This window comes from Amycolatopsis mongoliensis (genome assembly GCF_030285665.1).
Taxonomy (GTDB): domain Bacteria; phylum Actinomycetota; class Actinomycetes; order Mycobacteriales; family Pseudonocardiaceae; genus Amycolatopsis; species Amycolatopsis mongoliensis.
This window is the reverse complement of record NZ_CP127295.1, coordinates 5207355-5228953: the sequence shown is the minus strand read 5'-3', so window position 1 is coordinate 5228953 and position 21599 is coordinate 5207355. Positions and strand designations below refer to the sequence as shown.

22 protein-coding genes are annotated in these 21599 nt (G+C 70.6%); 8 read left to right on the top strand and 14 right to left on the bottom strand.

Annotated elements, in window-relative coordinates; all coding sequences use genetic code 11:
- Positions 1-75 precede the first annotated feature (75 nt).
- From QRX60_RS25525 to QRX60_RS25515, 3 genes are all read left to right on the top strand, one after another.
- The gene (locus QRX60_RS25525; RefSeq protein WP_286003300.1) at positions 76-723 is read left to right on the top strand and encodes an amino acid ABC transporter permease; all 648 of its coding nucleotides are present in this window, start codon (positions 76-78) and stop codon (positions 721-723) included.
- The gene (locus QRX60_RS25520; RefSeq protein WP_286003299.1) at positions 720-1580 is read left to right on the top strand and encodes an amino acid ABC transporter permease; all 861 of its coding nucleotides are present in this window, start codon (positions 720-722) and stop codon (positions 1578-1580) included. The genes QRX60_RS25525 and QRX60_RS25520 overlap by 4 nt, the downstream gene beginning before the upstream one ends.
- 75 nt (positions 1581-1655) lie before the next feature.
- Complete coding sequence (locus tag QRX60_RS25515; protein WP_286003298.1) at positions 1656-2393, top strand: SDR family NAD(P)-dependent oxidoreductase; 738 nt, start codon at positions 1656-1658, stop codon at positions 2391-2393.
- On the opposite strand, the gene QRX60_RS25510 is transcribed toward QRX60_RS25515, so the two are convergent.
- Entirely contained in the window at positions 2390-3070 is a 681-nt protein-coding gene (locus tag QRX60_RS25510) for a YoaK family protein (RefSeq protein WP_286003297.1), read from the bottom strand. The two genes, QRX60_RS25515 and QRX60_RS25510, sit on opposite strands and share 4 nt — an antisense overlap.
- The gene (locus tag QRX60_RS25505; RefSeq protein ID WP_286003296.1) at positions 3063-4007 is read right to left on the bottom strand and encodes a DUF4037 domain-containing protein; all 945 of its coding nucleotides are present in this window, start codon (positions 4005-4007) and stop codon (positions 3063-3065) included. The genes QRX60_RS25510 and QRX60_RS25505 overlap by 8 nt, the downstream gene beginning before the upstream one ends.
- Positions 4008-4178: 171 nt before the next feature.
- Here QRX60_RS25505 and QRX60_RS25500 point away from each other — a divergent pair, with 171 nt between their 5' ends.
- Positions 4179-5030 (top strand): helix-turn-helix domain-containing protein, encoded by an 852-nt coding sequence (locus QRX60_RS25500; RefSeq protein ID WP_286003295.1) that lies wholly within the window; start codon positions 4179-4181, stop codon positions 5028-5030.
- Here the strand turns inward: QRX60_RS25500 and QRX60_RS25495 are convergent.
- From QRX60_RS25495 to QRX60_RS25460, 8 genes are all read right to left on the bottom strand, one after another.
- The gene (locus QRX60_RS25495) at positions 5017-6138 is read right to left on the bottom strand and encodes an amidohydrolase family protein (protein WP_286003294.1); all 1122 of its coding nucleotides are present in this window, start codon (positions 6136-6138) and stop codon (positions 5017-5019) included. The genes QRX60_RS25500 and QRX60_RS25495 overlap by 14 nt on opposite strands.
- Positions 6135-6659 carry a GNAT family N-acetyltransferase gene (locus QRX60_RS25490; RefSeq protein ID WP_286003293.1) on the bottom strand — a complete coding sequence of 175 codons (525 nt, stop codon included), beginning with the start codon at positions 6657-6659 and terminating at the stop codon, positions 6135-6137. The genes QRX60_RS25495 and QRX60_RS25490 overlap by 4 nt, the downstream gene beginning before the upstream one ends.
- Positions 6660-6671: 12 nt before the next feature.
- Positions 6672-6875, bottom strand: coding sequence for a hypothetical protein (locus QRX60_RS25485; RefSeq protein ID WP_286003292.1), 204 nt, complete (start codon positions 6873-6875; stop codon positions 6672-6674).
- 38 nt (positions 6876-6913) lie between these two features.
- Positions 6914-7123: a hypothetical protein gene (locus QRX60_RS25480; RefSeq protein ID WP_286003291.1), complete on the bottom strand. Its 210-nt coding sequence runs from the start codon at positions 7121-7123 to the stop codon at positions 6914-6916.
- 180 nt (positions 7124-7303) lie between these two features.
- Positions 7304-8056: a succinate dehydrogenase/fumarate reductase iron-sulfur subunit gene (locus tag QRX60_RS25475; protein WP_286003290.1), complete on the bottom strand. Its 753-nt coding sequence runs from the start codon at positions 8054-8056 to the stop codon at positions 7304-7306.
- Positions 8053-9969: a fumarate reductase/succinate dehydrogenase flavoprotein subunit gene (locus QRX60_RS25470; RefSeq protein ID WP_286003289.1), complete on the bottom strand. Its 1917-nt coding sequence runs from the start codon at positions 9967-9969 to the stop codon at positions 8053-8055. The genes QRX60_RS25475 and QRX60_RS25470 overlap by 4 nt, the downstream gene beginning before the upstream one ends.
- Before the next feature lie 61 nt (positions 9970-10030).
- On the bottom strand, positions 10031-10855 hold the full coding sequence (locus QRX60_RS25465; protein ID WP_286003288.1) for a hypothetical protein: 825 nt from the start codon (positions 10853-10855) through the stop codon (positions 10031-10033).
- A complete protein-coding gene (locus QRX60_RS25460) occupies positions 10852-11139 on the bottom strand; it encodes a hypothetical protein (protein ID WP_284741071.1) in 288 nt (95 codons plus the stop codon). Before QRX60_RS25460 ends, QRX60_RS25465 begins: the two co-directional genes overlap by 4 nt.
- A gap of 251 nt (positions 11140-11390) precedes the next feature.
- On the opposite strand from QRX60_RS25460, the gene edd reads away from it, so the two are divergent.
- The 4 genes from edd to QRX60_RS25440 all read left to right on the top strand — a co-directional run bounded on the left by edd (position 11391) and on the right by QRX60_RS25440 (position 17372).
- Complete coding sequence (edd, locus tag QRX60_RS25455; RefSeq protein ID WP_286003287.1) at positions 11391-13286, top strand: phosphogluconate dehydratase; 1896 nt, start codon at positions 11391-11393, stop codon at positions 13284-13286.
- Positions 13283-13903 (top strand): bifunctional 4-hydroxy-2-oxoglutarate aldolase/2-dehydro-3-deoxy-phosphogluconate aldolase, encoded by a 621-nt coding sequence (eda, locus tag QRX60_RS25450; protein WP_286003286.1) that lies wholly within the window; start codon positions 13283-13285, stop codon positions 13901-13903. The genes edd and eda overlap by 4 nt, the downstream gene beginning before the upstream one ends.
- Positions 13904-14116: 213 nt before the next feature.
- Entirely contained in the window at positions 14117-16093 is a 1977-nt protein-coding gene (locus QRX60_RS25445) for a PEP/pyruvate-binding domain-containing protein (protein ID WP_286003285.1), read from the top strand.
- 19 nt (positions 16094-16112) lie between these two features.
- Complete coding sequence (locus QRX60_RS25440) at positions 16113-17372, top strand: MFS transporter (protein WP_286003284.1); 1260 nt, start codon at positions 16113-16115, stop codon at positions 17370-17372.
- Positions 17373-17466: 94 nt separating this feature from the next.
- Here QRX60_RS25440 and QRX60_RS25435 read toward each other — a convergent pair whose 3' ends face one another.
- The 4 genes from QRX60_RS25435 to QRX60_RS25420 all read right to left on the bottom strand — a co-directional run bounded on the left by QRX60_RS25435 (position 17467) and on the right by QRX60_RS25420 (position 21462).
- Entirely contained in the window at positions 17467-17994 is a 528-nt protein-coding gene (locus tag QRX60_RS25435) for a regulatory protein RecX (protein WP_286003692.1), read from the bottom strand.
- Positions 17995-18083: 89 nt separating this feature from the next.
- Complete coding sequence (gene recA / locus QRX60_RS25430) at positions 18084-19130, bottom strand: recombinase RecA (protein ID WP_286003283.1); 1047 nt, start codon at positions 19128-19130, stop codon at positions 18084-18086.
- A 246-nt stretch (positions 19131-19376) separates the two neighbouring features.
- Positions 19377-19571 carry a DUF3046 domain-containing protein gene (locus QRX60_RS25425; RefSeq protein ID WP_286003282.1) on the bottom strand — a complete coding sequence of 65 codons (195 nt, stop codon included), beginning with the start codon at positions 19569-19571 and terminating at the stop codon, positions 19377-19379.
- A gap of 49 nt (positions 19572-19620) precedes the next feature.
- The gene (locus tag QRX60_RS25420) at positions 19621-21462 is read right to left on the bottom strand and encodes an Hsp70 family protein (protein WP_286003281.1); all 1842 of its coding nucleotides are present in this window, start codon (positions 21460-21462) and stop codon (positions 19621-19623) included.
- Positions 21463-21599 lie beyond the last annotated feature (137 nt).

Genomic DNA, 21599 nt, shown 5'->3' with positions numbered 1-21599 from the left:
GTGGATCGGGTTCTCCCGATCCACCGGCCTTCCCACATCCACCACCCACTCGACCACGGCCGCGGGGAAGGCTCCATGGACGTCCTCTTCAACAACCTGGACCTGTTCGGTCCGTTCTTCCTCCGCACGATCGAACTGTTCGTGCTCTCCGCCGTCGGCAGCCTGATCTGGGGCACCATCCTGGCGATGCTGCGGGTGAGCCCGGTCCCCGTCTTCCGCGCCGTCGGCACGGCGTACGTGACGATCGCCCGGAACACGCCGCTCACGCTGGTGTTCGCGTTCTTCGTGTTCGCCTACCCGCTGCTCGACATCGTCAAGGTCGACTACTTCCCGGCCGCCGTGATCGCGCTGACCGTGTACACCTCGGCGTTCATCTGCGAGGTCGTGCGCTCGGGCATCAACACCGTGCCGGTCGGCCAGGCCGAGGCGGGCCGTGCGCTGGGGCTGACCTTCGCCCAGATCCTCGGGCAGGTCGTGCTGCCGCAGGCGCTGCGGTCGGTCGTCCCGCCGCTGATCAGCACCCTGATCGCGCTGCTGAAGAACACCACCATCGCCGCCGGTTTCTCCGTCGCCGAGGCCGGCGCGATCCGCTCGTACCTGTCCGAACGCGGTGAGAACCAGCTGGTCGGCCTGCTGTGGGTCGCGCTCGGCTTCATCATCCTGGTCGCCGTGCTGTCGTTCGTCCAACGCAGCCTGGAGAAGCGCTGGAGCGTGGCCCGATGAGCAACGTCCTCTTCGACGTCCCGGGGCCGAAGGCCCGGCTGCGCTACCGCGGCTACGCCGTCGTCGGCATCATCGTGGTCGTCGCCTTCGTCGGCTACATCGGGTGGCGCTTCTACGACAGCGGCCAGTTCACCGCCCGCAAGTGGGAGTGGCTGCAGTACGCGCAGGTCCAGCGCGACCTCGCCAATGCGGTGCTCCAGACCCTCCAGGCGTTCGCGGCCGCGGCCGTGCTCGCGCTCGTCTTCGGGGCCATCTTCGCGGCCGGGCGGCTGTCCGACCACGCGTGGATCCGCGGGATCGCCGGGTTCGTCGTGGAGTTCTTCCGCGCCATCCCGGCCCTGATCCTGATGTTCCTGTTCTACTTCGGCCTGCCGACGGTCGGCGTGCCGACGTCGCCGTTCCTCGGCGTGGTGCTCGGCCTGACGCTGTACAACGGCTCGGTGCTCGCGGAGGTCTTCCGCGCCGGCATCCAGTCGCTGCCGAAGGGCCAGAGCGAAGCCGCGTACGCCCTGGGCATGCGCAAGACGCAGGTCATGTTCCTGGTGCTGCTGCCGCAGGCGATCCGGGCGATGCTGCCGACGATCATCAGCCAGCTGGTCGTGCTGCTCAAGGACACCGCGCTCGGCTTCATCATCACGTTCCAGGAGCTGCTGTACTACGCGCGCTACATCGGTTCGCAGGGCACGTTCGGGCGGCCGATCGTCCCGTCGACGATCGTGGCGACCGGCATCTACGTCGTGATGTGCCTGCTGCTGACGGCGCTGGCGACGTACCTGGAGCGGCGCAACCGGCGCAACAAGAAGGTCGTGGGCGCACCCCCGACAGCGGCGCAGGAAGCCGTCGCCGCCTCCGCCTGAGTCACCCGTCCGAGGCCCCCGGGATCCGTCCCGGGGGCCTTGTCCTGTCCCGGGCTCTCCCCTAGCGTCGGGCCCATGGGTGTCGCACTGGTGACCGGGAGTTCACGAGGGCTGGGCCGGACCATCGCCCGGCGGCTGGCCCGCGACGGGTTCGCGGTGGCGGTGAACGGCCGGCACGACGACCCCGACCTCAAGACCGCCGCGGAGGGGATCCTCGCCGAGGGTGCCAAGGCCGCCGCCTTCGCCGCCGACGTGACCGACCGGCACCAGGTCGGCGAGCTGGTCGACGCGGTGACGGCGTTGCTGGGCCCGGTCACCGTGCTGGTGCTCAACGCGACCGGCCCGCAGCCGGACGTCTTCCTGTCCGAAGTGGACTGGCCGGAGCACCTGCGGCACCTGGACTTCTTCGTGCGTTCGCCGGTGCTGCTGGGCCACGCGGTGCTCCCGGGCATGCGCGCCCGCGGCTACGGCCGGATCATCCACATCGACTCGGAGGTCGCCGATCGCCCGCCACCCGGCCGCTCGGCGTACGCGACGGCCAAGGCGGCCCAGATCGGCCTGGCCCGGTCGTGGGCCCGCGAACTGGCCCCGGACGGCATCACGGTCAACTCGGTGGCCCCGGGTTTCGTCCCGGTGGAGCGCCACGCGGAGGTCCCGGAGGCCGAGCGCGAGGCCTACCTCGCGGGAGTACCGGTGGGCCGGCTGGGCACGCCCGAAGACGTGGCCGCGGCGGTCAGCTTCTTCGCCGCGAAGGACACGGGCTTCATCACCGGCCAGCGCCTGCTGGTCGACGGCGGTCGCGCGCTCGGCTAACCCTCGGCCGCCACCGTCCGCCGGGCCGGGCCCAGGTGCAGCACCCCCAGCACGCCGAGGACGAGCACCAGGGCCAGCGCGAGCGCCGTCCACATCGCGACGTGCAGCTGGAGCAGTCCGCCGGCGAAGGCGCCCACCAGCATCGCGCCCACGGCGGCCACCTTCCGCAGCGGGTGCGCCCCGTCGCCGCCGGCCGCCTTCGAGTCCGCCGCGAAGCCCGTCAGCGTCATCGTCAGGACCGTCGTCGTCAGGTCGGGCGCGCCGATCCGGCGGACCGCCGCGTTCTGCAGGCCCATCGCCGTGCCCAGCACGACGATCAGCAGCTCGCTGCCTGCCCGCGTGCCGCTGCCGAGGGTCGCGGACAACACGACCGCCGTCGCGACCAGCGCCGCCTGGACCGCGGTCACCTGGCGGAGGGCGGCGTAGTCGTCCTCCCGGCGGCCCAGCCGTCCGCCGGCGAGCGCGCCCGCCAGGAACGCCAGCACGGCCGTCAGCGACGCGAGCACCGACAGCGTCGCCTCCCCCGCCGCCGCGAACCCGAAGAAGACGACGTTCCCGGTCATGTTGGCCACGAACACCCGGCCCAGCCCGAGGAAGCTGACGGCGTCGACGACCCCGGTGACGACGGTCAGCGTCAGCAGCAGCGCGGCCAGGTCCCGCGGTTTCGGTTCAGCCATGCACGCAGTCAACCACCGCGCGGGTCAGCGCGCGGTGCCCGAGCGCGTCGGTGCTGTCGACGAACTGGTCGATCGCCCCGACCGGGTTCGCCGACGGCGTCCCGGCCAGCAGCGGCGTCACGAACCGGCCGGCGTCGATGACCTGGAACGGCCGGTCGAAGAACGGCCTGGTCCGCGGATTCACCCGGTCGGTGAGGCCGAGCGCGTTGTGCAGCTCGGCGACGTTCTCGTAGGCCGCGACGAGGTGCCGTTCGCGCTCCCGCCAGGTCGTCGCCGCGAGGGCGCCGGTGAGGTGCGGCGCCAGCGTCACGGCCGCGGGCAGCCGCGCGAACGCGCTGCCGAACCACTTGCCGTAGGGCGGATACCGGCGAGCCATGAGCAGGCACAGCCGCATGAGGTCCCGCACGAGCCGCGCCGCGACGACGGCCGACCCCAGCTCGTCGCCGACCTCCCCGCACCGGCCGACGAACGCCTCCTCCTGGCCGATCCGCTGCCACTGGCAGGCGAGGACGTACCGCCAGACGTCGTCCGGGTACCAGGCGACGCGCTGCCTGAGCGTCTCGAACCCGAGGTCGTCGTGGAAGACGGCGCCCCCGGTGAACTCGGCGAAGACCTGGGTCGGGGTGGCGAGCCAGTCGTGCGGTCGCGGGTGCAGCGGGTCGAAGCCGAGGAAGTCGCGCGCCCAGCCGTCGAGCGTCGCGACGACCAGTTTCACGGGATGCCCGAGGAAGGTGGCCGGCACGCGTGGTTCGCGGGGCTCCGGGAGGAACAGGAAGACGCGGGCGGTCCAGTCGTGGTCGGCGGAGCGTGCGGTGTCGAAACCGAGCACCTCGGAACCGGGTCCGACCAGCGCGGCACTGTGCGGGCCGTCGACCGCCGGCGCGACCGCTTCGGCGTAGAACCGGCGGCTCAGGTCGATTCCGGATAGGAACGTCATGAATGCGAGTGTGGCTTATCAACGTGCGAAGCGCGCTTCATTTTGCGAAGCTGCTTCGCAGCGCTTCGCGCCCGGAATCCGTTGTCGCACAGGCAGAACAGCGACATCCGTTCCGGTGAACCCCCGCGCGGCACGGGACATTTTGTCGGCACTTGCCTTTAGCGTGCGGGCATGACCGAAAAGAGCACGGTGCGCACCCGGGAGATGGGTGTCGAGTTGAAGACCCAGCGCGAGGCGAAACAGATGTCGCTGCGCGAGGTGGCCCGGCGCGCCCACTGGTCGGCGTCGAAGGTGTCCGGCTGGGAGAACGGCCGCCGTATCTCGCCGATCGACGCGGCGATCTACCTCGCGCACTGCGGGACCGAGGCCCCCGAACGCGACCGGCTGCTGCACCTGACCCGGCCACCGAGCGAGCTGTACTGGGTGCGGCCGTACTTCGACAAGCTCGTCGACCCGATGAAGTCCCTCATCATCCAGGAAAACCTGGCGACCACGGTGATCTCGAACAGCCCGACGGCCCTGCCCGGCATGCTCCAGACCGAAGACTACGTACGCACCGTCTACGAGATGTCCGGGCGGTACACCACCGACCGGCTCAAGCTGCTCGTCCAGGCGAGGATCGACCGGCAACAGCTGCTGCAGCGCCGAAACCCACCGCACTGCCTCTACTTCGTCTACGAGCACACCCTGAGGTCGATCCTGCGCGACCCGGCGCTGATGCACGAACAGCTGCAGTACCTGGTGCTGGCCACCAACCTTCCGCACTGCACGATCCGGGTCGTCCCCGCCTCCGCACCGCCGTACCACCTGGTCGGCAGCCGGTTCACGATCCTCGAGTTCGCCGAACACCCACCGGTGGCCTACGAGGAGACCTTCGCCGCCGGGCTGTTCATCGACGAGCGCGTGGCGGTCGAAGCCTTCTACGTCCTTCGCACGCGTCTGGAGCAGGCCGCCTTGTCCGAACGAGAGTCCCGGGAGTTCCTGGTGCGGCTGGCCGAGGAGTTCGATCTCATGGCGAAGTGAGCTCGCCGACGCGGTTCCCGTCGTGCCAGACGGCGCGGATCCTGCCCGGCAGGTCCGTCACGTCCAGGTCCGTGCCGTCGAGCAGCACGAGGTCCGCGCGCAGGCCCGGCTCGACGCGGCCGCGGTCGTCGTCGAGCCGGAGCAGGCGGGCCGCCTCCGCCGTGGCTGCCGTCAGGGCCGCCGCGTCGCCGAGGACCGCGGCCAGCAAGCGCAGCTCGGTCGTCAAGTCGACATGGGGACGCGGGGCGAGGTCGGACCCCGCGGCGATCCGGACGCCCGCCTCCACCGCGAGGCGCAGCGAACGCCGGTGCGTGCCGGCGAACTCGGTGTCGCTCATCGGCGACAGCGTCGGCACGTACCAGGCGTTCGCCAGGGCCGCGACGGCGTCGTCGTCGAGGAACGTGCCGTGCTCGACGCTGCGTGCCCCGGCGCGGGCCGCCGACACCACCGCGGCCGACGTGTGCGCGTGGGCCAGGACGTCACGGCCGCAGCGGGCGGCCTCGTCGACCACGGCGGCGAGCTCGTCGTCGGTCGGGCGGACGTCCACGCCCGCGCGGACCGCCCGCATCGACCCGCTCGCGCCGACCTTGATCCAGTCGGCGCCGGCGCGCACCATCCGGCGGACGGCCGCGCGAGCGGCATCCGGCCCGTCGAACAGCGGGTCCGGCAGCGACGGGTCGCCGTAGTTGTCGACGGCACCCGCGGCCGGGTCCCACGTGTCGCCGAGCCCGCCGGTCGGACCCAGCTGACGCAGGCTGACCAGCAGGTCCGGCCCGGTGATCCAGCCCTCGCGCAGCGCGTGCTTGAAGCCGGCGTCGGCGCCCCAGGCGTCCCGCACGGTCGTGATCCCGCGTGCCAGCAACCGGCGCAGCACCGGCACGGCTTCGAGGATGCGCGCGCTGCGCGGCAGGGACTCGGGCCGCCGGAACGCGACGTGCACGTGGCAGTCGATGAGCCCGGGGATCAGCACCCCACCCGAGCAGTCGACGGGCAAGCCGTCGAGGCCCAGCCCGACTTCGGCGATCCGCGGGCCGTCGAGCCGGACGTCCGCGCGGGTCGTCTCGCCGGTATCGGGGTCGAAGACGTGCGCCCCGGCGAGCACCGTCATGCAAGATCCTTGCGGTAGACGAGGAAATCGCACGGCGTGGCCAGCGACGGCGCGAGGTGCGGGTAGTCCTCGGCGAGGTCGGCGCGGTGCGTCACGCGGTAGCCGAGCCGGTCGTACCACTCGGCCAGGAACTTCTTCGCCGGATGCGTCCACTCGCGGGGCACGAGCAGCTCCAGCTGCATCTCGCGGCAGCCCACGTCCCGGCTCGCCCGCTCGGCGAACCGCACCAGCTCCCGCCCGATGCCGAGTCCGCGCCGCGCCGGGTCGGCCGCGAGCATGCCGAACTCACCGGTCGCCGCGTCGAGCCGCTGGACACGCACCGATCCGGCGACGTCCCCGTCCACGAAGGCGACGGCGATCTCCCCGGCCCGCACGAACCCGGCCACCTCGTCGGTCGACGTCCGGTCGGTACTCCCCAGCCACAGCCCCTTCTCGGACTCGGCGTAGACCTGGTTGACGAGAGCGGTGATCCGCGCGATCACCGCGGCGCCGGCGGACGGCGGCAGCAGCTCGATCTCCATGCCCCCACCCTGTCACGCCGGCGCGACGATCTCCGCCGCGAACCCCGCCAGGTCCGGCTCACGCCGTGCGCACGCCGACGCCAGCCGGGCGACGTCCGCCGCCCACTCACCGGTGGCCCGGTCGGCCGAGCCGATCCGCTCGAAGCCCCGGTCGAGCAGGCCGCGAGCGTCGTCGAACCGACCGCGCCCGACCAGCCGGTGCAGTGAATGACTCATTCCTGTCGTCCGGTGACAGGAATGAGTCATTCACGGCGTCAGCTGGCCAGGGCGCCGGCGGGACGGGACCACTCGTCATCGGCGGCCGGCGCGGGAACGTCGTCGGCCGCCTCGGTGCGGACGTCGAGGTCGAGCCGCCAGAACAGCGGCACGCCCTCGAAGCGCACGAAAACCAGCCGCTGCACCGGCGAATGCCGGAAGTCCGGCGAGAACCGCACGGAAGCGACGGGCTGCACCTCGGACAGCACCGGAAGCACGTCGAGACAAGCGGGGGAACGCGGCCGAAGGCACCCGCCACCCGACATCGATGTCGCTGTAGGCGGCCGCGGTCCCCCGCGCGAGCGACCCCCGTAACGACGCTCGCGAACCGCCGACCGCCGCCTCGAGGGCGGCGAGCACGCGGTTCGCGAGCGTCGAACGAGAAGCTGTCACTTGTCCCGGCGGAAGAGCTTGTTGCCCAGCCACACGATCGGGTCGTACTTGCGGTCCGCGACGCGCTCCTTCATCGGGATGAGCGCGTTGTCGGTGATGTGGATGCCTTCCGGGCAGACCTCGCTGCAGCACTTGGTGATGTTGCAGTAGCCGAGACCGTGCTCCTCCTGGGCGGCGTCACGCCGGTCCGCGACGTCGAGCGGGTGCATCTCCAGCTCGGCGATGCGCATCAGGTACCGCGGCCCGGCGAAGGACTCCTTGTTCTCCTCGTGGTCACGCACCACGTGGCAGGTGTTCTGGCACAGGAAGCACTCGATGCACTTGCGGAACTCCTGCGAGCGCTCGACGTCCACCTGCTGCATCCGGTACTCACCGGGCTTGAGGTCCGCGGGCGGGGTGAACGACGGGATCTCCCGGGCCTTCGTGTAGTTGAACGACACGTCGGTGACCAGGTCGCGGATCACCGGGAACGTCCGCATCGGCGTCACCGTGATCACCTCGTCCTCGGTGAACGTCGACATCCGCGTCATGCACAGCAGCCGCGGCTTGCCGTTGATCTCCGCCGAGCACGAGCCGCACTTGCCCGCCTTGCAGTTCCACCGCACGGCGAGGTCCGACGCCTGGGTGGCCTGCAGCCGGTGGATGATGTCGAGGACGACCTCGCCCTCGTTCACCTCCACCGTGAAGTCCTGCAGCTCGCCGCCGGTGTCGTCGCCGCGCCAGACGCGGAAGCTCGCCTTGTAGCTCATGCCTTGCTCCCGGGGTGCGCTTCGAGCTCGCCGTCGGTGTAGTACTTCCCGAGCTCGCCGAACTCGAACAGCTCCAGCAGGTCCTGCCGCAGCGGCACCTGCTCCTTCACCACCACGTCGATGTCGGGGACGACAGGATTGTCCCCCGCCGACGCCGAGCACACCAGCAGCTTGTGCCGCCACTCGGGGTCCATGCCCGGGAAGTCGTCCCGCGTGTGCCCGCCGCGGCTCTCGGTCCGCGTCAGCGCGGCCTTCGCGACGCACTCGCTGACCATCAGCATGTTGCGCAGGTCGATCGCGAGGTGCCAGCCGGGGTTGAACTGCCGGTGCCCTTCCACCGTGACGCGCAGGATCCGCTGCCGCAGCTCGGCGAGCTTCGTCAGCGCCTGCTCGATCTCCCCGGCCTTGCGGATGATGCCGACCAGGTCGTTCATCGACTGCTGCAGCTCGGTGTGCAGGGTGTACGGGTTCTCGGCCGCGGCACCCTCGGGCGGGTCGAACGGCGCGAGCGCCATCTTCGCCGCGGCGTCCACATCGGACTGCGCGACCGCGGGCCGGTCGGTCAGGGCCAGCACGTACTCGGCCGCGCCGAGGCCCGCGCGGCGCCCGAACACCAGCAGGTCCGACAGCGAGTTGCCGCCGAGCCGGTTGGACCCGTGCATGCCACCCGAGCACTCGCCGGCGGCGAACAGGCCGGGCACGCTCGCCGCGGCCGTGTCCGGGTCGACCTCGATGCCGCCCATGACGTAGTGGCAGGTCGGGCCGACCTCCATCGGCTCCGCCGTGATGTCGACGTCCGCCAGCTCCTTGAACTGGTGGTACATCGACGGCAGCCGCTTCTTGATCTCCTCGGCCGGCAGCCGGCTGGCGATGTCGAGGAAGACGCCGCCGTGCGGGGAGCCGCGCCCCTCCTTGACCTCGGAGTTGATCGCGCGGGCCACCTCGTCGCGGGGCAGCAGGTCCGGCGTGCGCCGGTTGTTGTCCGCGTCGGAGTACCAGCGGTCGGCTTCCTCTTCGCTTTCGGCGTACTGGCCCTTGAAGACGTCGGGCACGTACTCGAACATGAACCGCTTGCCGTCGGAGTTCTTGAGCACGCCGCCGTCCCCGCGCACGCCCTCGGTGACGAGGATGCCCTTGACGCTCGGCGGCCAGACCATCCCGGTCGGGTGGAACTGGACGAACTCCATGTTGATCAGGTTCGCGCCCGCCCGCATGGCCAGCGCGTGGCCGTCGCCGGTGTACTCCCACGAGTTCGACGTCACCTTGAACGACTTGCCGATGCCGCCGGTGGCGAGCACGACCGCGGGCGCCTCGAACAGGATGAACCGGCCGCTCTCGCGCCAGTAGCCGAAGGCACCGGCGATCTTCCCGTCGGTGGTGAGCAGCTCGGTGACCGTGCACTCGGCGAAGACCTTGATCTTCGCCTCGTAGTCCCCGGTCTCGGCGAAGTCCTCCTGCTGCAGCGAAACGATCTTCTGCTGCATCGTGCGGATGAGCTCGAGGCCGGTGCGGTCACCGACGTGCGCCAGCCGCGGGTAGGTGTGGCCGCCGAAGTTGCGCTGGCTGATCCGGCCGTCGGCGGTGCGGTCGAACAGCGCGCCGTAGGTCTCCAGCTCCCAGACGCGGTCGGGGGCCTCCTTGGCGTGCAGCTCGGCCATCCGCCAGTTGTTGAGGAACTTCCCGCCGCGCATGGTGTCGCGGAAGTGGACCTGCCAGTTGTCGTTCGAGTTCGCGTTGCCCATCGACGCCGCGCACCCGCCCTCGGCCATCACCGTGTGCGCCTTGCCGAACAGCGACTTGCACACGACGGCTACGCGGAAACCGCGCTCACGGGCTTCGATCACGGCGCGCAGACCAGCACCGCCGGCACCGATCACCACCACGTCGTAACTGTGGCGTTCGACCTCGGTCATGAAGAAATTCCACCTCGGAACTGGGGACGTCAGTTTTAGGGAGCACTGTCGGGGGGAGGCGCTAGTTCACGAATCTCAGGTCCGAAATCGCGCCGCTGGCCACGAGCATGACGTAGAAGTCGGTCAGCACCAGCGTGCCGAGCGTCGTCCAGGCCAGCGCCATGTGGCGGGTGTTGAGCTTCGTCACCTGCGTCCAGATCCAGTAGCGCACCGGATGCTTGGAGAAGTGCTTCAGCCTGCCACCGGTCACGTGCCGGCACGAGTGGCAGGAAAGCGTGTACGCCCACAGCAGGATCACGTTGCCGAGCAGGATGATGTTGCCCAGCCCGAACCCGAAGCCGCCGGTCTTCCCGTGGAACGCCGTGATCGCGTCGTAGGTGTTGACGAGCGAGACGATCAGCGCGACGTAGAAGAAGTAGCGGTGGACGTTCTGGATGATCAGCGGCAGCCGCGTCTCGCCGGTGTACTTCGCGTGCGGTTCCGCGACCGCGCAGGCGGGCGGGGAGAACCAGACGGCCCGGTAGTAGGCCTTGCGGTAGTAGTAGCAGGTCAGGCGGAACCCGAGCAGGAACGGCAGCACGACGAAGCCGAGCGGGATGAACCCGGGCAGGTCGCCGAACCAGTGGCCGAAGTGGCTCGAGCCCTCGACGCAGGACGTGGACAGGCAGGGCGAATAGAACGGCGTCAGGTAGTGGTAGTCGGGCACCCAGTACGCCGTGCGCACGAACGACCGGACCGTCGCGTAGATGATGAACGCGGACAGCCCGAGCACGGTCAGCAGTGGCTGGAGCCACCACCGGTCCGTGCGGAGGGTGCGCTCGGCGATCCGGGCCCGCTTGGGGGCCCGGACGCCGGTGCCGACGCCGTTGTCAGCGGGAGCGCTCACCGCTGGTCGCGCTTGTAGCCGCCGACGCCTTCGTCATCGGCGCCGTGCCACAGCGCCGGGTCGTAGGGCGTATCGGGAACTTGGACGCGCTCCGCGGCTTTCGCCTGGGCCGGCACCGCGAGCGGGGTGCCGTCGAGGTCCGCGGTGTCGATGTCGAGGCGCTCCACGTCGTTGGCGAGCCGGCGCACCGCCGAAGCGTCGCCGTAACGCGAGCGCAGTGCGCCGACGCACTGCCTGAGCTGGCCGATGGTTCGCCGCAGCTCGGCGATCTCGGAGGTGGACATCATTCCTCCCGGTGTGGTGGGGCCGGCGGAAGCCGGGCGGACGATCACTCGCCCTACGGCTTTACCGTGCGTCGTGCAGTGTGACAACTAGCACACTAACGGTTCTGGGGGTGATCGGGGTCACGCGGGTCGATCTTCTGAATCGATTTTGATTCGGCGTTTTCCCGAGGTACTGTGGCCAGTGTCACGACCCAGAGGCGCCAGCGCTGCCGTCCCGCGGACCACCCCACACCAGTGATCCGGAGCCGGACATGAGCCCCACCCCCACCACGAAGCTGCACCGAGTCGTCGCCGACGTCACCGAGCGCATCGCCGCGCGCAGCGCCGCGACCCGCGCGGCCCACCTCGACCGCGTGGCTGCCGCGCACGCCGAAGGCCCGGTCCGCCGCGGCCTCGCGTGCAGCAACCTCGCCCACGGCTTCGCCGCCATGGAAGGCGCCGACAAGCAGGCGCTGCGGGCCGCACGCGCCCCGGGCGTCGCGATCGTCTCGTCCTACAACGACATGCTCTCGGCGCACCAGCCGATGCAGGAGTACCCGGCCTGGCTGAAGAAGTCGGTGCGCTCCGCCGGTGGTGTCGCCCAGTTCGCCGGCGGCGTGCCCGCGATGTGCGACGGCATCACCCAGGGCCGCGCCGGCATGGAGCTGTCCCTGTTCAGCCGCGAGGTCATCGCGATGTCGACGGCGATCGCGCTGTCCCACGACATGTTCGACGCGGCCCTGCTGCTGGGCGTCTGCGACAAGATCGTGCCCGGCCTGCTGATCGGGGCCCTGTCGTTCGGGCACCTGCCGGCCGTGCTGGTCCCGGCCGGGCCGATGAACTCGGGCCTGCCGAACAAGGAGAAGGCGCGCGTCCGCCAGCTGTACGCCGAGGGTCTCGCGACCCGCGAAGACCTCCTGGACGCCGAAGCGGCGTCGTACCACTCGGCCGGCACCTGCACGTTCTACGGTACGGCCAACTCCAACCAGATGGTCGTCGAGGTGATGGGCCTGCACCTGCCGGGCGCCAGCTTCGTCCAGCCGGGTTCGGCGTTGCGCCGGGCACTGACCGAGGAGGCGGGCCGCCGGGTCGTCGCGATCTCGCGCGGCGAGGAGTACACGCCGGTCTCGCGGATCCTCGACGAAAAGGCGTTCGTCAACGGCGTCATCGCGCTGCTCGCCACCGGCGGGTCGACCAATCACACGATGCACCTGGTCGCCGTCGCCGCGGCCGCCGGCATCCAGCTGACCTGGGACGACTTCTCCGACCTCTCGGCCGTCGTGCCGCTGCTGGCGCGGGTGTACCCGAACGGCAGCGCCGACATCAACCACTTCCACGCCGCGGGCGGCATCCAGTTCCTGGTCGGCACGCTGCTCGACGCCGGGCTGCTGCACGAAGACGTGCACACCGTGGCCGGCTTCGGGCTGCACCGCTACCGGGCCGAGCCGATCCTGTCCGACGGCGAGCTGGTCTGGCGCGACGTGCCCACCCGCAGCCTCGACGAAGAGGTGCTGCGCCCGGCGTGGCGCCCGTTCGCCGCAGACGGCGGGCTGCGGATGGTCGAGGGCAACCTCGGGCGCGCGGTGGTCAAGGTGTCCGCGGTGGCGCCCGAGCACCGGGTCGTCCAGGCGCCGGCGCGGGTGTTCACCACCCAGGAGGCGTTCACGGCCGCGTTCGAGGCCGGCGAGCTGGACCGCGACGTCGTCGTGGTGATCCGGCAGCAGGGCCCGCAGGCCAACGGCATGCCGGAACTGCACGGCCTCACCCCGGCGCTGGGCGTCCTGATGGATCGCGGGCACGCCGTGGCGTTGCTCACCGACGGCCGGATGTCGGGCGCGTCGGGCAAGATCCCGGCCGCCATCCAGGTGACGCCGGAAGCCGCGGCGGGCGGCCCGATCGCCCGGATCGCCGACGGCGACGTCGTCCGGCTCGACGCGTCCGCGGGCAGCCTCGACGTTCTCGTCGGTGACGAAGAACTCGCCCGGCGTGAGCTTGTGGACGGACCGCCGTCCGAAGCATCCTGGACCGGCACCGGCCGAGAGCTGTTCGCCGCGTTGCGCCGTGCCGTCGGCCCCGCTGACCTGGGCGCATCCGTCTTCGGGCCGCTCACTCCGGAGCACTTCGGAATGCCCACGCACACTCTGGAAACCCAGGAGGTCGGTCAGTGACCACCGGTCAGGACCTGCTCGAGCTGTCCCCCGTGATGCCCGTCGTGGTGATCGACGACGCCGCCGACGCCGTGCCCACGGCCCGGGCCCTGCTCGCCGGCGGGATCGGGGTCATCGAGCTGACCCTGCGCACCCCGGCGGCGCTGTCGGCGATCGAGCGCGTCGCGGCCGAAGTGCCGGACATCGTCATCGGTGCCGGCACGGTCACCGCGCCGGACCAGGCGAAGCAGGCCGCCGACGCGGGCGCGAAGTTCCTCGTGACACCGGGCTGCACCGACGCCGTCGTCGACGCGTGCTTCGGGACCGGGCTGCCGTTCCTGCCGGGCGCGAGCACCGTGTCCGAGGCGATGCGACTGGCCGAACGGGGGCTGTCGGCGTTGAAGTTCTTCCCGGCGGAAGCGTCCGGCGGTGTCGCGTACCTGAAGTCGATCGCGGGCCCGTTGCCGTCCCTGAAGTTCTGCCCGACCGGCGGGATCACGGTGGCCTCGGCGCCTTCGTACCTGGCGCTGCCGAACGTCGGCTGTATCGGCGGCTCGTGGCTCACGCCGAAGTCCTCGATCGACGCCGGCGATTTCGCCGCGATCGAGAAGCTGGCCGCGGAAGCCGCGAAGCTGTAGCGGAGATCACCCCGCGGAATTCGGGACCCGAACGGCGGAATTGGCGTCCGGATTCCGGGAGCACCGTTCCCAAGCGCTGGAACGGTGCTCCTAACGGGTGTGGTGGCGATCATGCGTTCGCCCGTTTGTGCCAGTGATCGGGCCATTTGCCTGACGGTCGGTGATTCACCCCCTGTTATCGTTCCTCCTCGCTGTTTCGAGCGAGGAGAACCGGTGTCCCTGACCAGCGTGGTCGCCCCCAGTCCCGCCCCCGAGAACGTCGCCGCACTCATCGGCGAACGTCTTTCCCTGTCCGCCCTCCACCAGCTGGGCGGCACCCTCGGCGGCTATTCCTTCGTCAAGGTGGTGGTGGACCGCGAAAACTCGGTCATCCACTTCCTGAACGACGCGCGCCATTCCTTTCACGCGATCTATATCGGGGAAGAGATCCTCGGCGTCCCCGAAGAACGGGTGCGCGCCGAGATCGACTCCTACAACCAGGACTTCTACCACGCGCCGGACCGCCGGTTCCTGCTCGGCATCCTCGCCCGGCACCCGCAGATGCTTTCGCTGGAGACGGTCGAGGTCGACACCATGCCGGCCGAGCTGATCCGGGAGTTCCACGCCTTCGTCGCGCAGTACGTCGACCCGGCGCTGCCGCTGGTGTTCAAGCCGGCCAACCGGCTGCAGGAGCGGATCGTCCGGGAGATCCCGCCGAGCGAGCTGCCGCGCGTGTTCGCGCACGAGCTGTTCTCGACGGCACCCTTCGTCGCGCTGAACCCCGGCACGGCCACGGGCCGGCTGCGCGCGTTCCGCAGCGAGGCCGAGTACCGGGCCGCGACGCTGGACTGGTCGGACATCATCGTGATGGACCGCGTGCCCGACGACATCCCGCGGCTGTCGGGCATCGTCAACGCCCGGCACACGACGCCGTTGTCGCACACCAACGTCCTCGCCACCGGCTGGCAGATCCCGAACGCCGTCCAGCTCGGCGCCCTCGCCGACATCGAGCGTCGCGGGCTCGACGGCAAGTGGGTCGAGTACACGGTGGACGACCGGTCGCTGTCGCTGCGGGAGATTCCCGAGCCGGCCACCGCGACGCCGCCGAGCTGGTACGCCCAGCGCGTCACGCTGGAGGAGCCGGAGTCCGCGCACAGCCCGATCGTGAACCTCACGCGGCTGCGCGCGTCCGACCGCTACCGCTACGGCACCAAGGCGGCCAACCTCGGCGAGCTGCACCACGTGCTCGCGCACGGTTCGCAGCGCCTGCTCGGCTTCTACCAGGTGCCGCGGCCGCCGCGGGAGAACCTGCTGCCGTACCTGGCCCGGCTGCTGGACGTCCCCGCCGGATCCGACGTCACGGACCTGACCGCCGCGGCCCGCCGGCTGCTCGACGAGCGCGTCCGCGTGCCCCGCGGCATCGCGCTGCCGTTCTCGCTGCAGCGGCGGTTCCTGGAGTCGTCGCCGCGGATCCAGCAGGCCATCGGCAAGCTGAAGATGGCCCTGGAACTGGACGCGCGGGAGATCGAGCCGCTGTGCGTCGAGCTGCAGAGCCTGATCCGGTCGGCCCGGATGCCGGGCGCGCTGGCCGGGGAGATCGACTCTGCGCTGGTGTCGCAGCTGGCCGGCGTGCGGACGTTCGTCGTGCGCAGCTCGTCGAACGCCGAAGACCTGGCCGGGTTCTCGGCGGCCGGGATCTACGAGTCGCTCAACCACGTCACGACGGCCGAGCGGATCTTCGCCAGTGTCAAGGAAGTCTGGGCTTCGCTGGTGTCGGTGCGCAGCGTCCGGCTGCGGCGGCAGGCCGGGATCTCCCTCGACGAGTGCTACATGGGCGTCGTGATCCAGGAACAGGTCACGGCCGACTTCGGCGGCGTGCTGGTGACGACGAACCCGATGAACCGCGCGGACTTCCGCACGGTGTACGTCAACGTGTCACCTCGCGTGACCGACGTCGTCGAGGGTGCGGCCATGCCCATGCAGTACCTGTACTCGACGGTCGAGGGCGGTGGCCGCACGGTGTCGCTCGGCGATGCGACGTCGGACCTCGACGAGGCCGCCCACGCACAGCTGCAGCGGCTCGCGATCGCCGGGCGCCTGCTGCAGGGGCACTTCTCGCCCGACTACACGTTCGGCTCGCCGGTGGACATCGAGTGGCTCGCCGACGGCGACCACCTCCACCTCGTGCAGCTGCGTCCTTATTCTGTTTGAGTTTCCGGGAGACACGACCATGCTGGGCCTTCGCCTGCCCGCGAACCCCGCCGTCCGCCGCACCGTCCGGCTGACCTACGGGTTCCAGTTCTTCTTCGGCCTGCTGCTGTGGGTGCCGATCTTCTACCAGTACCAGAAACTCGTCGGCCTCTCCGACGGCGAGATCTTCGGCATCCAGAGCATCTACTACATCGTGTTCTGCCTGCTGGAGATCCCGACGGGGATGATCGCCGACCGGTTCGACTACCGCACCTCGCTGGCGGCCGGCGCCGGCGTGCTCGTGGCGGCGAACCTGGTGCCGGTGTTCCTGGGCTCGTACACGGGGTTCCTGGTGCACTTCGTGCTGATCGCCCTGGCGCGGTCGCTGGTGTCCGGCGCGCAGAGCGCGTACCTGTACGAGTACCTGCACGCTTCCGGCTCCGGCGAACACTACCTTCGTGTCGAAGGCGTCGGCCGTGCGTTCAGCCTGGTCGGCAAGATCGTGTACTGGCCGGTGATCGGCCTGCTGATGACGTGGAACCTGCCGTCCCCGTACTGGCTGACGGCGATCAACGCCGCGGTTGCACTCGCGTTCGCCCTGAAGCTTCCCGCGATCCCCGGCGGCCGCCGCGTGAAGGACAAGACGGCGTCGCTGCTCGCGGGCGTCGGCGGCGCGCTGTCGGCACTGCGCTCGTCGCGGTGGCTGATGCTGCTGATGGTGCAGGGCATCGCGATGTTCACGCTGGTCCGGATCTGCCAGGTGAACCTGTTCCAGCCGATCCTGGAGTCGAAGACACTGTCGGTGAACTGGTACGGCGCGGTACTGGCCGCGATGACGGTCTTCGAAGCCCTGGGCGCGGCCCGCCCGCACCGGCTCCGCCGCGCGATCGGCCCGGTGGGTTCGGTGTTCACGCTGACCATCGTGATGGCGTTGTGCCTCGGTTTGGTCGTGTTCGTGGGCTCCTTCCCGACGGTGCTCGTGTTGTGCGTCTTCGCGGTGGCGACGGGGATTTCGTTCCCGGTGCAGAAGCAGCTGCTGAACGACTCCATCCCGGACTCCCGTTACCGCGCGACGCTCCTGTCGATGGAGTCCATTGTGGACCGTGCGGTGTGCGCCCTGGTGGCGGTGGCCCTGGGCGCGTACCTGGCGGCCGGGCAGCTCAACGAGTTCCTGGTGCTGACGGCGGTGGTCACGTGCGTGGTGATGGGGCTGCTCGCGGTGCTGTTGCTGGCGGTCCGCAAGCACCGCTCGGACCGGCGGCCGGTCGCCCGGGAGACGGTGTCCGCGAGCTCCGCTTGACGACCGGGCCGGCGCTCCCGACGCTGCGAGCACCGGCACACCCGCCGCACCGGCACTCCTCGCGCCGCGGCGACCTGGGCCAGGCCGGGCGCCGTCAGTCGATGTAGGCGTCGTCGAGGAGGGTGGACTCCGCACCGTACTCGCGGAGTTCCTCCTTGATCACCGTGTAGGCCAGCCCCTGCGGGTATCCCTTGCGGGCCAGGAAGCCGAGCAGCCGCCGCAGCGCCGTCTGCTCGTCGACGTTGCCCAGGGAGCCGAGGCGCTTGCGGACCAGTTCCTTGGCCATCTGCTCCTCGGACTCGCGGTCGACCTCGCCCGCCGCCTGCGCCGCGACTTCGTCGTCGACGCCCTTGCGCCGCAGTTCGGCCAGCAACGCGGTGCGGGACAGCCCCTGGGTCTCGTGCCGGGACTTCACCCACAGCTCGGCGAACTCCGCGTCGTTCACCAACCCGGCCCGGTCGAGCTTGCCGAGCAGGTTTTCGCTGGTCTCCTCGTCGAAGCCCTTGCGGTGCAAGGCCTGCCGGAGCTCCTCCTGAGTACGCGCCCGCACGGCCAGGAGGTCGTAGCAGATCTCCTTGGCCTTCTTGAAGCGCTCCTCCGGGGGCAGCTCCGACGGCGGGATCTTCGGTGCCCTCGCCACCTCGGTCACTCCTCGTCGTTCATCCGCACCTCACCGTGGATCGCGCCACGGTGAGGACCCAACCCGGTCGATCAGAAGTCGACCGGCGCCGGCACGGCTTCGACGGCTTCGGCGTCGAGCTGCGCGCCGATGCCCAGCTTCTCCTTGATCCGCTTCTCGATCTCGTTGGCGATGTCCGGGTTGTCGCGCAGGAACTTCCGCGCGTTCTCCTTGCCCTGGCCGAGCTGGTCGCCTTCGTAGGTGTACCAGGCACCGGACTTGCGCAGGATCGCCTGGTCGACACCCATGTCGATGAGCGAACCCTCGCGGGAGACGCCGTGGCCGTACAGGATGTCGAACTCGGCCTGCTTGAAGGGCGGGGCCATCTTGTTCTTGACGACCTTGACGCGGGTGCGGTTGCCGACCGGCTCGCCGCCGTCCTTGAGCGTCTCGATGCGGCGCACGTCGAGCCGGACCGACGCGTAGAACTTCAGCGCCTTGCCACCGGTCGTGGTCTCCGGGGAGCCGAACATGACGCCGATCTTCTCGCGCAACTGGTTGATGAAGATCGCCGTGGTGCCGGAGTTGTTCATCGCACCGGTCATCTTGCGCAGCGCCTGACTCATCAGGCGGGCCTGGAGGCCGACGTGCGAGTCGCCCATCTCGCCCTCGATCTCGGCGCGCGGCACGAGCGCGGCCACGGAGTCGATGACCAGGATGTCGAGCGCGCCGGAGCGGATCAGCATGTCCGCGATCTCGAGCGCCTGCTCACCGGTGTCGGGCTGGGAGACGAGCAGCGCGTCGGTGTCGACGCCGAGCTTCTTGGCGTACTCCGGGTCCAGCGCGTGCTCCGCGTCGATGAACGCCGCGATGCCGCCGGCCTTCTGCGCGTTCGCCACCGCGTGCAGGGCGACCGTGGTCTTACCGGAGGACTCCGGGCCGTAGACCTCGACCACGCGGCCGCGGGGCAGCCCGCCGATGCCGAGCGCGACGTCGAGGGCGATCGCGCCGGTCGGGATCACGGAGACGGGCGCGCGGCCGTCCTGGCCGAGCCGCATGACCGAGCCCTTGCCGTACTGCTTGTCGATCTGCGCGAGCGCGAGCTCGAGCGCCTTGTCCTTGTCGGGTGCTGCAGGCATGGAAGTCCACCTCGCTGGTCGAAGCCCGTCTCGAGGGCTCTGTGTCGGTTCTTCAGCTGTCCGGTCCGACGCTAGCGGCGGGGACCGACAATTCCAGGCGCGGCGCCCAATCTGTGGATCGCTGGACCCGATGTGGACAACACCATAGACGAACACCTGTTCGAGGTCGGCACCGACACGCCCTTGCGCTAGGATTTTTCGCCCACCCGGGTCGGCCCCGCGAGAATCCGCGCAGGTCAGCGCCCTTCAGCGCCGTTCTCGGGGGACGTCGAAGGCGTCGCAGACCTCTCGCCAGATCTCCTTGGCCGGGATTCCCGCGGTCAGCGCCTGGTCCACGGTGCGGCCGCCGAGCCCGCTGAGCACGTGGTCCCTGGCCAGCACTTGGGCACGCCCGGAGCCGAACTCGTCGGCCATCAGCCGCCGGAAAACCGTGATCCGCATCGGACCCACTCTAACCCGGCGGCGCGAACGGTCCGTTCGCGCCCGGCGGCTACTCCCCGGGCTGGACGCTCGCCTCGAAGTAGTTCGCCAGCGTGTCCGGCGTGGTCGCTTCGGCCTGATCGCTCGAGTTCAGCTGGTAGATGAACCCGGCCAGGGGCCGGTCCGACACCGTGAACACGAGCACCGCCGCCGTCCTGCCCGCGGCCGACGAGTAGTGCCCCTTGAGCCCGTTGCCGCCCCAGTCCGCTTCGGTGCGGTCCCCGCCCGCCGACGTGAGCAGGCCGTCGGTGTACTGCTTGAGCGTGTCGGCGTTGTCGCTCTGGACGTAGGTCACCTGCGTGCCCGCGCGCCCCGGCGCCGAGCAGGTCGAGGCCACCCCGAGGCTCTTCGCCGGCGCGGCCGGGCCGTTGCCCATGCCCGGCTTGCAGTCGCCGGTGTCGGCGATCTTCCCGGCGAGCTGGCGCAGGCAGCCGGTGAGGCCCTTGTCGTCCGCCTGCCCGGGCGTCTTGCACTGGTCGGCGGTGTAGGTCGTCGCCGAGGACGACGACGTCAGGAAGTAGGTCAGCCCGGCCGCGAGCACCACCACGACGGCGGCCGCGATCCCGACGAGCAGCTTCTTCTTCCCGCCCGCCTTCGGCTCGGCCCGCTCCGGCGCGGGCGAGTACGCGGGGAAGTTCGACGGCACCGGCTGCGGGCCGCTGGGCGGGAAGTTCGCCGGCGCGTAGCCCTGGTACTGCGGCGGGGGCGGCGGCGCGTACTGCGGGCGGTGCGGGGCGCCCGCGGCCACCGCCCCTTCGACGTTCTGCGTGCGCGCGCCCAGCCCGTCCCTGGCGACGTGCTGGGCACCGAGCGCGACGGCGGTCTCCGGCTGGTCGAGGCTGCCCGGCACGACGCCGAGCTTCTCCGCGATCATCGTGCCGACCAGCGGCAGCCGGCTCGACCCGCCGACGAGGTAGATGCCGGCCAGCCGGTCCGGGGTCAGCCCGGACGACCGCAGCGTCCGCGACAGCAGCTCCACACTGCGCAGCATCGCCGGCCGGACCAGGCCTTCCAGCTCGCCGCGCGTGACGAGGACGTCCTTGAACGGCTCGGGCATCGGCACTTCGGTCTGCGGGTGCCGCGACAGCGCCTCCTTGGCCGCCTTGACGTCCTCCTGCAGCGCGCGCCGGGTGCGCCGGTCGGCGGTCGACTCGGGGCGCAGCAGCCGCTGCCAGCGCTGCGGGTCGGAGTGCGAGACCTCGCGCCCGACGTGCACCATCAGCGCCTGGTCGACGTCGAGGCCGCCGAGGTCGGGCAGGCCGTCCTCGGCGAGCACGGTGAACCCGTTCTGCGTGGCGCCGACGACGGCGACGTCGAACGTGCCCGCCCCGAGGTCGTAGACCGCGAGCGCCTGCCCGGGGGCCAGCGACTTGCCGGGGAACGACGCGAAGTGTGCCGCCGCCGCGACGGGTTCGGGCACCAGCAGGATGTTCTGGCCCATCCCGGCGAGCCGGGCGGCCGACATCAGGACGTTGCGGCGGGTCTGGCCCCACTGCGCGGGGTGGGTCAGCCGGACCTCGTCGGGCTGGTCGCCACCGAGCTGGCGGGAGGTCTCCTCGAGCACGCGGCGCAGGATGGCGGCCAGCGCGTCGGTCACCGGGACGACGTCGGTGCCGAGCAGCAGGGTCTGCTCGTCGATGCGGCGCTTGGGGTTCGGCTCGAAGCGCGTCGGGTCCAGGCGCGCGCGGCGCTCGGCGTCGCGGCCGACCATGATCGTGCCCTCTTCGGTGGCGAACACCGCCGACGGCATGTTGGCCGAGCCGTCCACCTCGACGACCCGGGGCGGCATGCCGTGCGCCGAAAGGACGGCGACGGTGTTGGACGTCCCGAGGTCCACCGACAGGATCCGCACTGCACTCCCCTTCACGAAAACAACGCCTTGACGGCGTTCGCCGTGATGCTGCCATGCGCGCGGTCACCGTGCGTGCGGACCCGCGAAAGTCACCGCTCCTTGACTTCGGCGGCGATCACGGTGCACGATAGTTGCGC

What these genes read in the sequence shown, in the direction of transcription:
- QRX60_RS25525 (WP_286003300.1), top strand. Translation starts at nt 76, where the DNA reads ATGGACGTCCTCTTCAACAACCTGGACCTGTTCGGTCCGTTCTTCCTC.
- QRX60_RS25520 (WP_286003299.1), top strand. Translation starts at nt 720, where the DNA reads ATGAGCAACGTCCTCTTCGACGTCCCGGGGCCGAAGGCCCGGCTGCGC.
- QRX60_RS25515 (WP_286003298.1), top strand. Translation starts at nt 1,656, where the DNA reads ATGGGTGTCGCACTGGTGACCGGGAGTTCACGAGGGCTGGGCCGGACC.
- QRX60_RS25510 (WP_286003297.1), bottom strand. Translation starts at nt 3,070, where the DNA reads ATGGCTGAACCGAAACCGCGGGACCTGGCCGCGCTGCTGCTGACGCTG.
- QRX60_RS25505 (WP_286003296.1), bottom strand. Translation starts at nt 4,007, where the DNA reads ATGACGTTCCTATCCGGAATCGACCTGAGCCGCCGGTTCTACGCCGAA.
- QRX60_RS25500 (WP_286003295.1), top strand. Translation starts at nt 4,179, where the DNA reads ATGACCGAAAAGAGCACGGTGCGCACCCGGGAGATGGGTGTCGAGTTG.
- QRX60_RS25495 (WP_286003294.1), bottom strand. Translation starts at nt 6,138, where the DNA reads ATGACGGTGCTCGCCGGGGCGCACGTCTTCGACCCCGATACCGGCGAG.
- QRX60_RS25490 (WP_286003293.1), bottom strand. Translation starts at nt 6,659, where the DNA reads ATGGAGATCGAGCTGCTGCCGCCGTCCGCCGGCGCCGCGGTGATCGCG.
- QRX60_RS25485 (WP_286003292.1), bottom strand. Translation starts at nt 6,875, where the DNA reads ATGAGTCATTCACTGCACCGGCTGGTCGGGCGCGGTCGGTTCGACGAC.
- QRX60_RS25475 (WP_286003290.1), bottom strand. Translation starts at nt 8,056, where the DNA reads ATGAGCTACAAGGCGAGCTTCCGCGTCTGGCGCGGCGACGACACCGGC.
- QRX60_RS25470 (WP_286003289.1), bottom strand. Translation starts at nt 9,969, where the DNA reads ATGACCGAGGTCGAACGCCACAGTTACGACGTGGTGGTGATCGGTGCC.
- QRX60_RS25460 (WP_284741071.1), bottom strand. Translation starts at nt 11,139, where the DNA reads ATGTCCACCTCCGAGATCGCCGAGCTGCGGCGAACCATCGGCCAGCTC.
- edd (WP_286003287.1), top strand. Translation starts at nt 11,391, where the DNA reads ATGAGCCCCACCCCCACCACGAAGCTGCACCGAGTCGTCGCCGACGTC.
- QRX60_RS25440 (WP_286003284.1), top strand. Translation starts at nt 16,113, where the DNA reads ATGCTGGGCCTTCGCCTGCCCGCGAACCCCGCCGTCCGCCGCACCGTC.
- recA (WP_286003283.1), bottom strand. Translation starts at nt 19,130, where the DNA reads ATGCCTGCAGCACCCGACAAGGACAAGGCGCTCGAGCTCGCGCTCGCG.
- QRX60_RS25425 (WP_286003282.1), bottom strand. Translation starts at nt 19,571, where the DNA reads ATGCGGATCACGGTTTTCCGGCGGCTGATGGCCGACGAGTTCGGCTCC.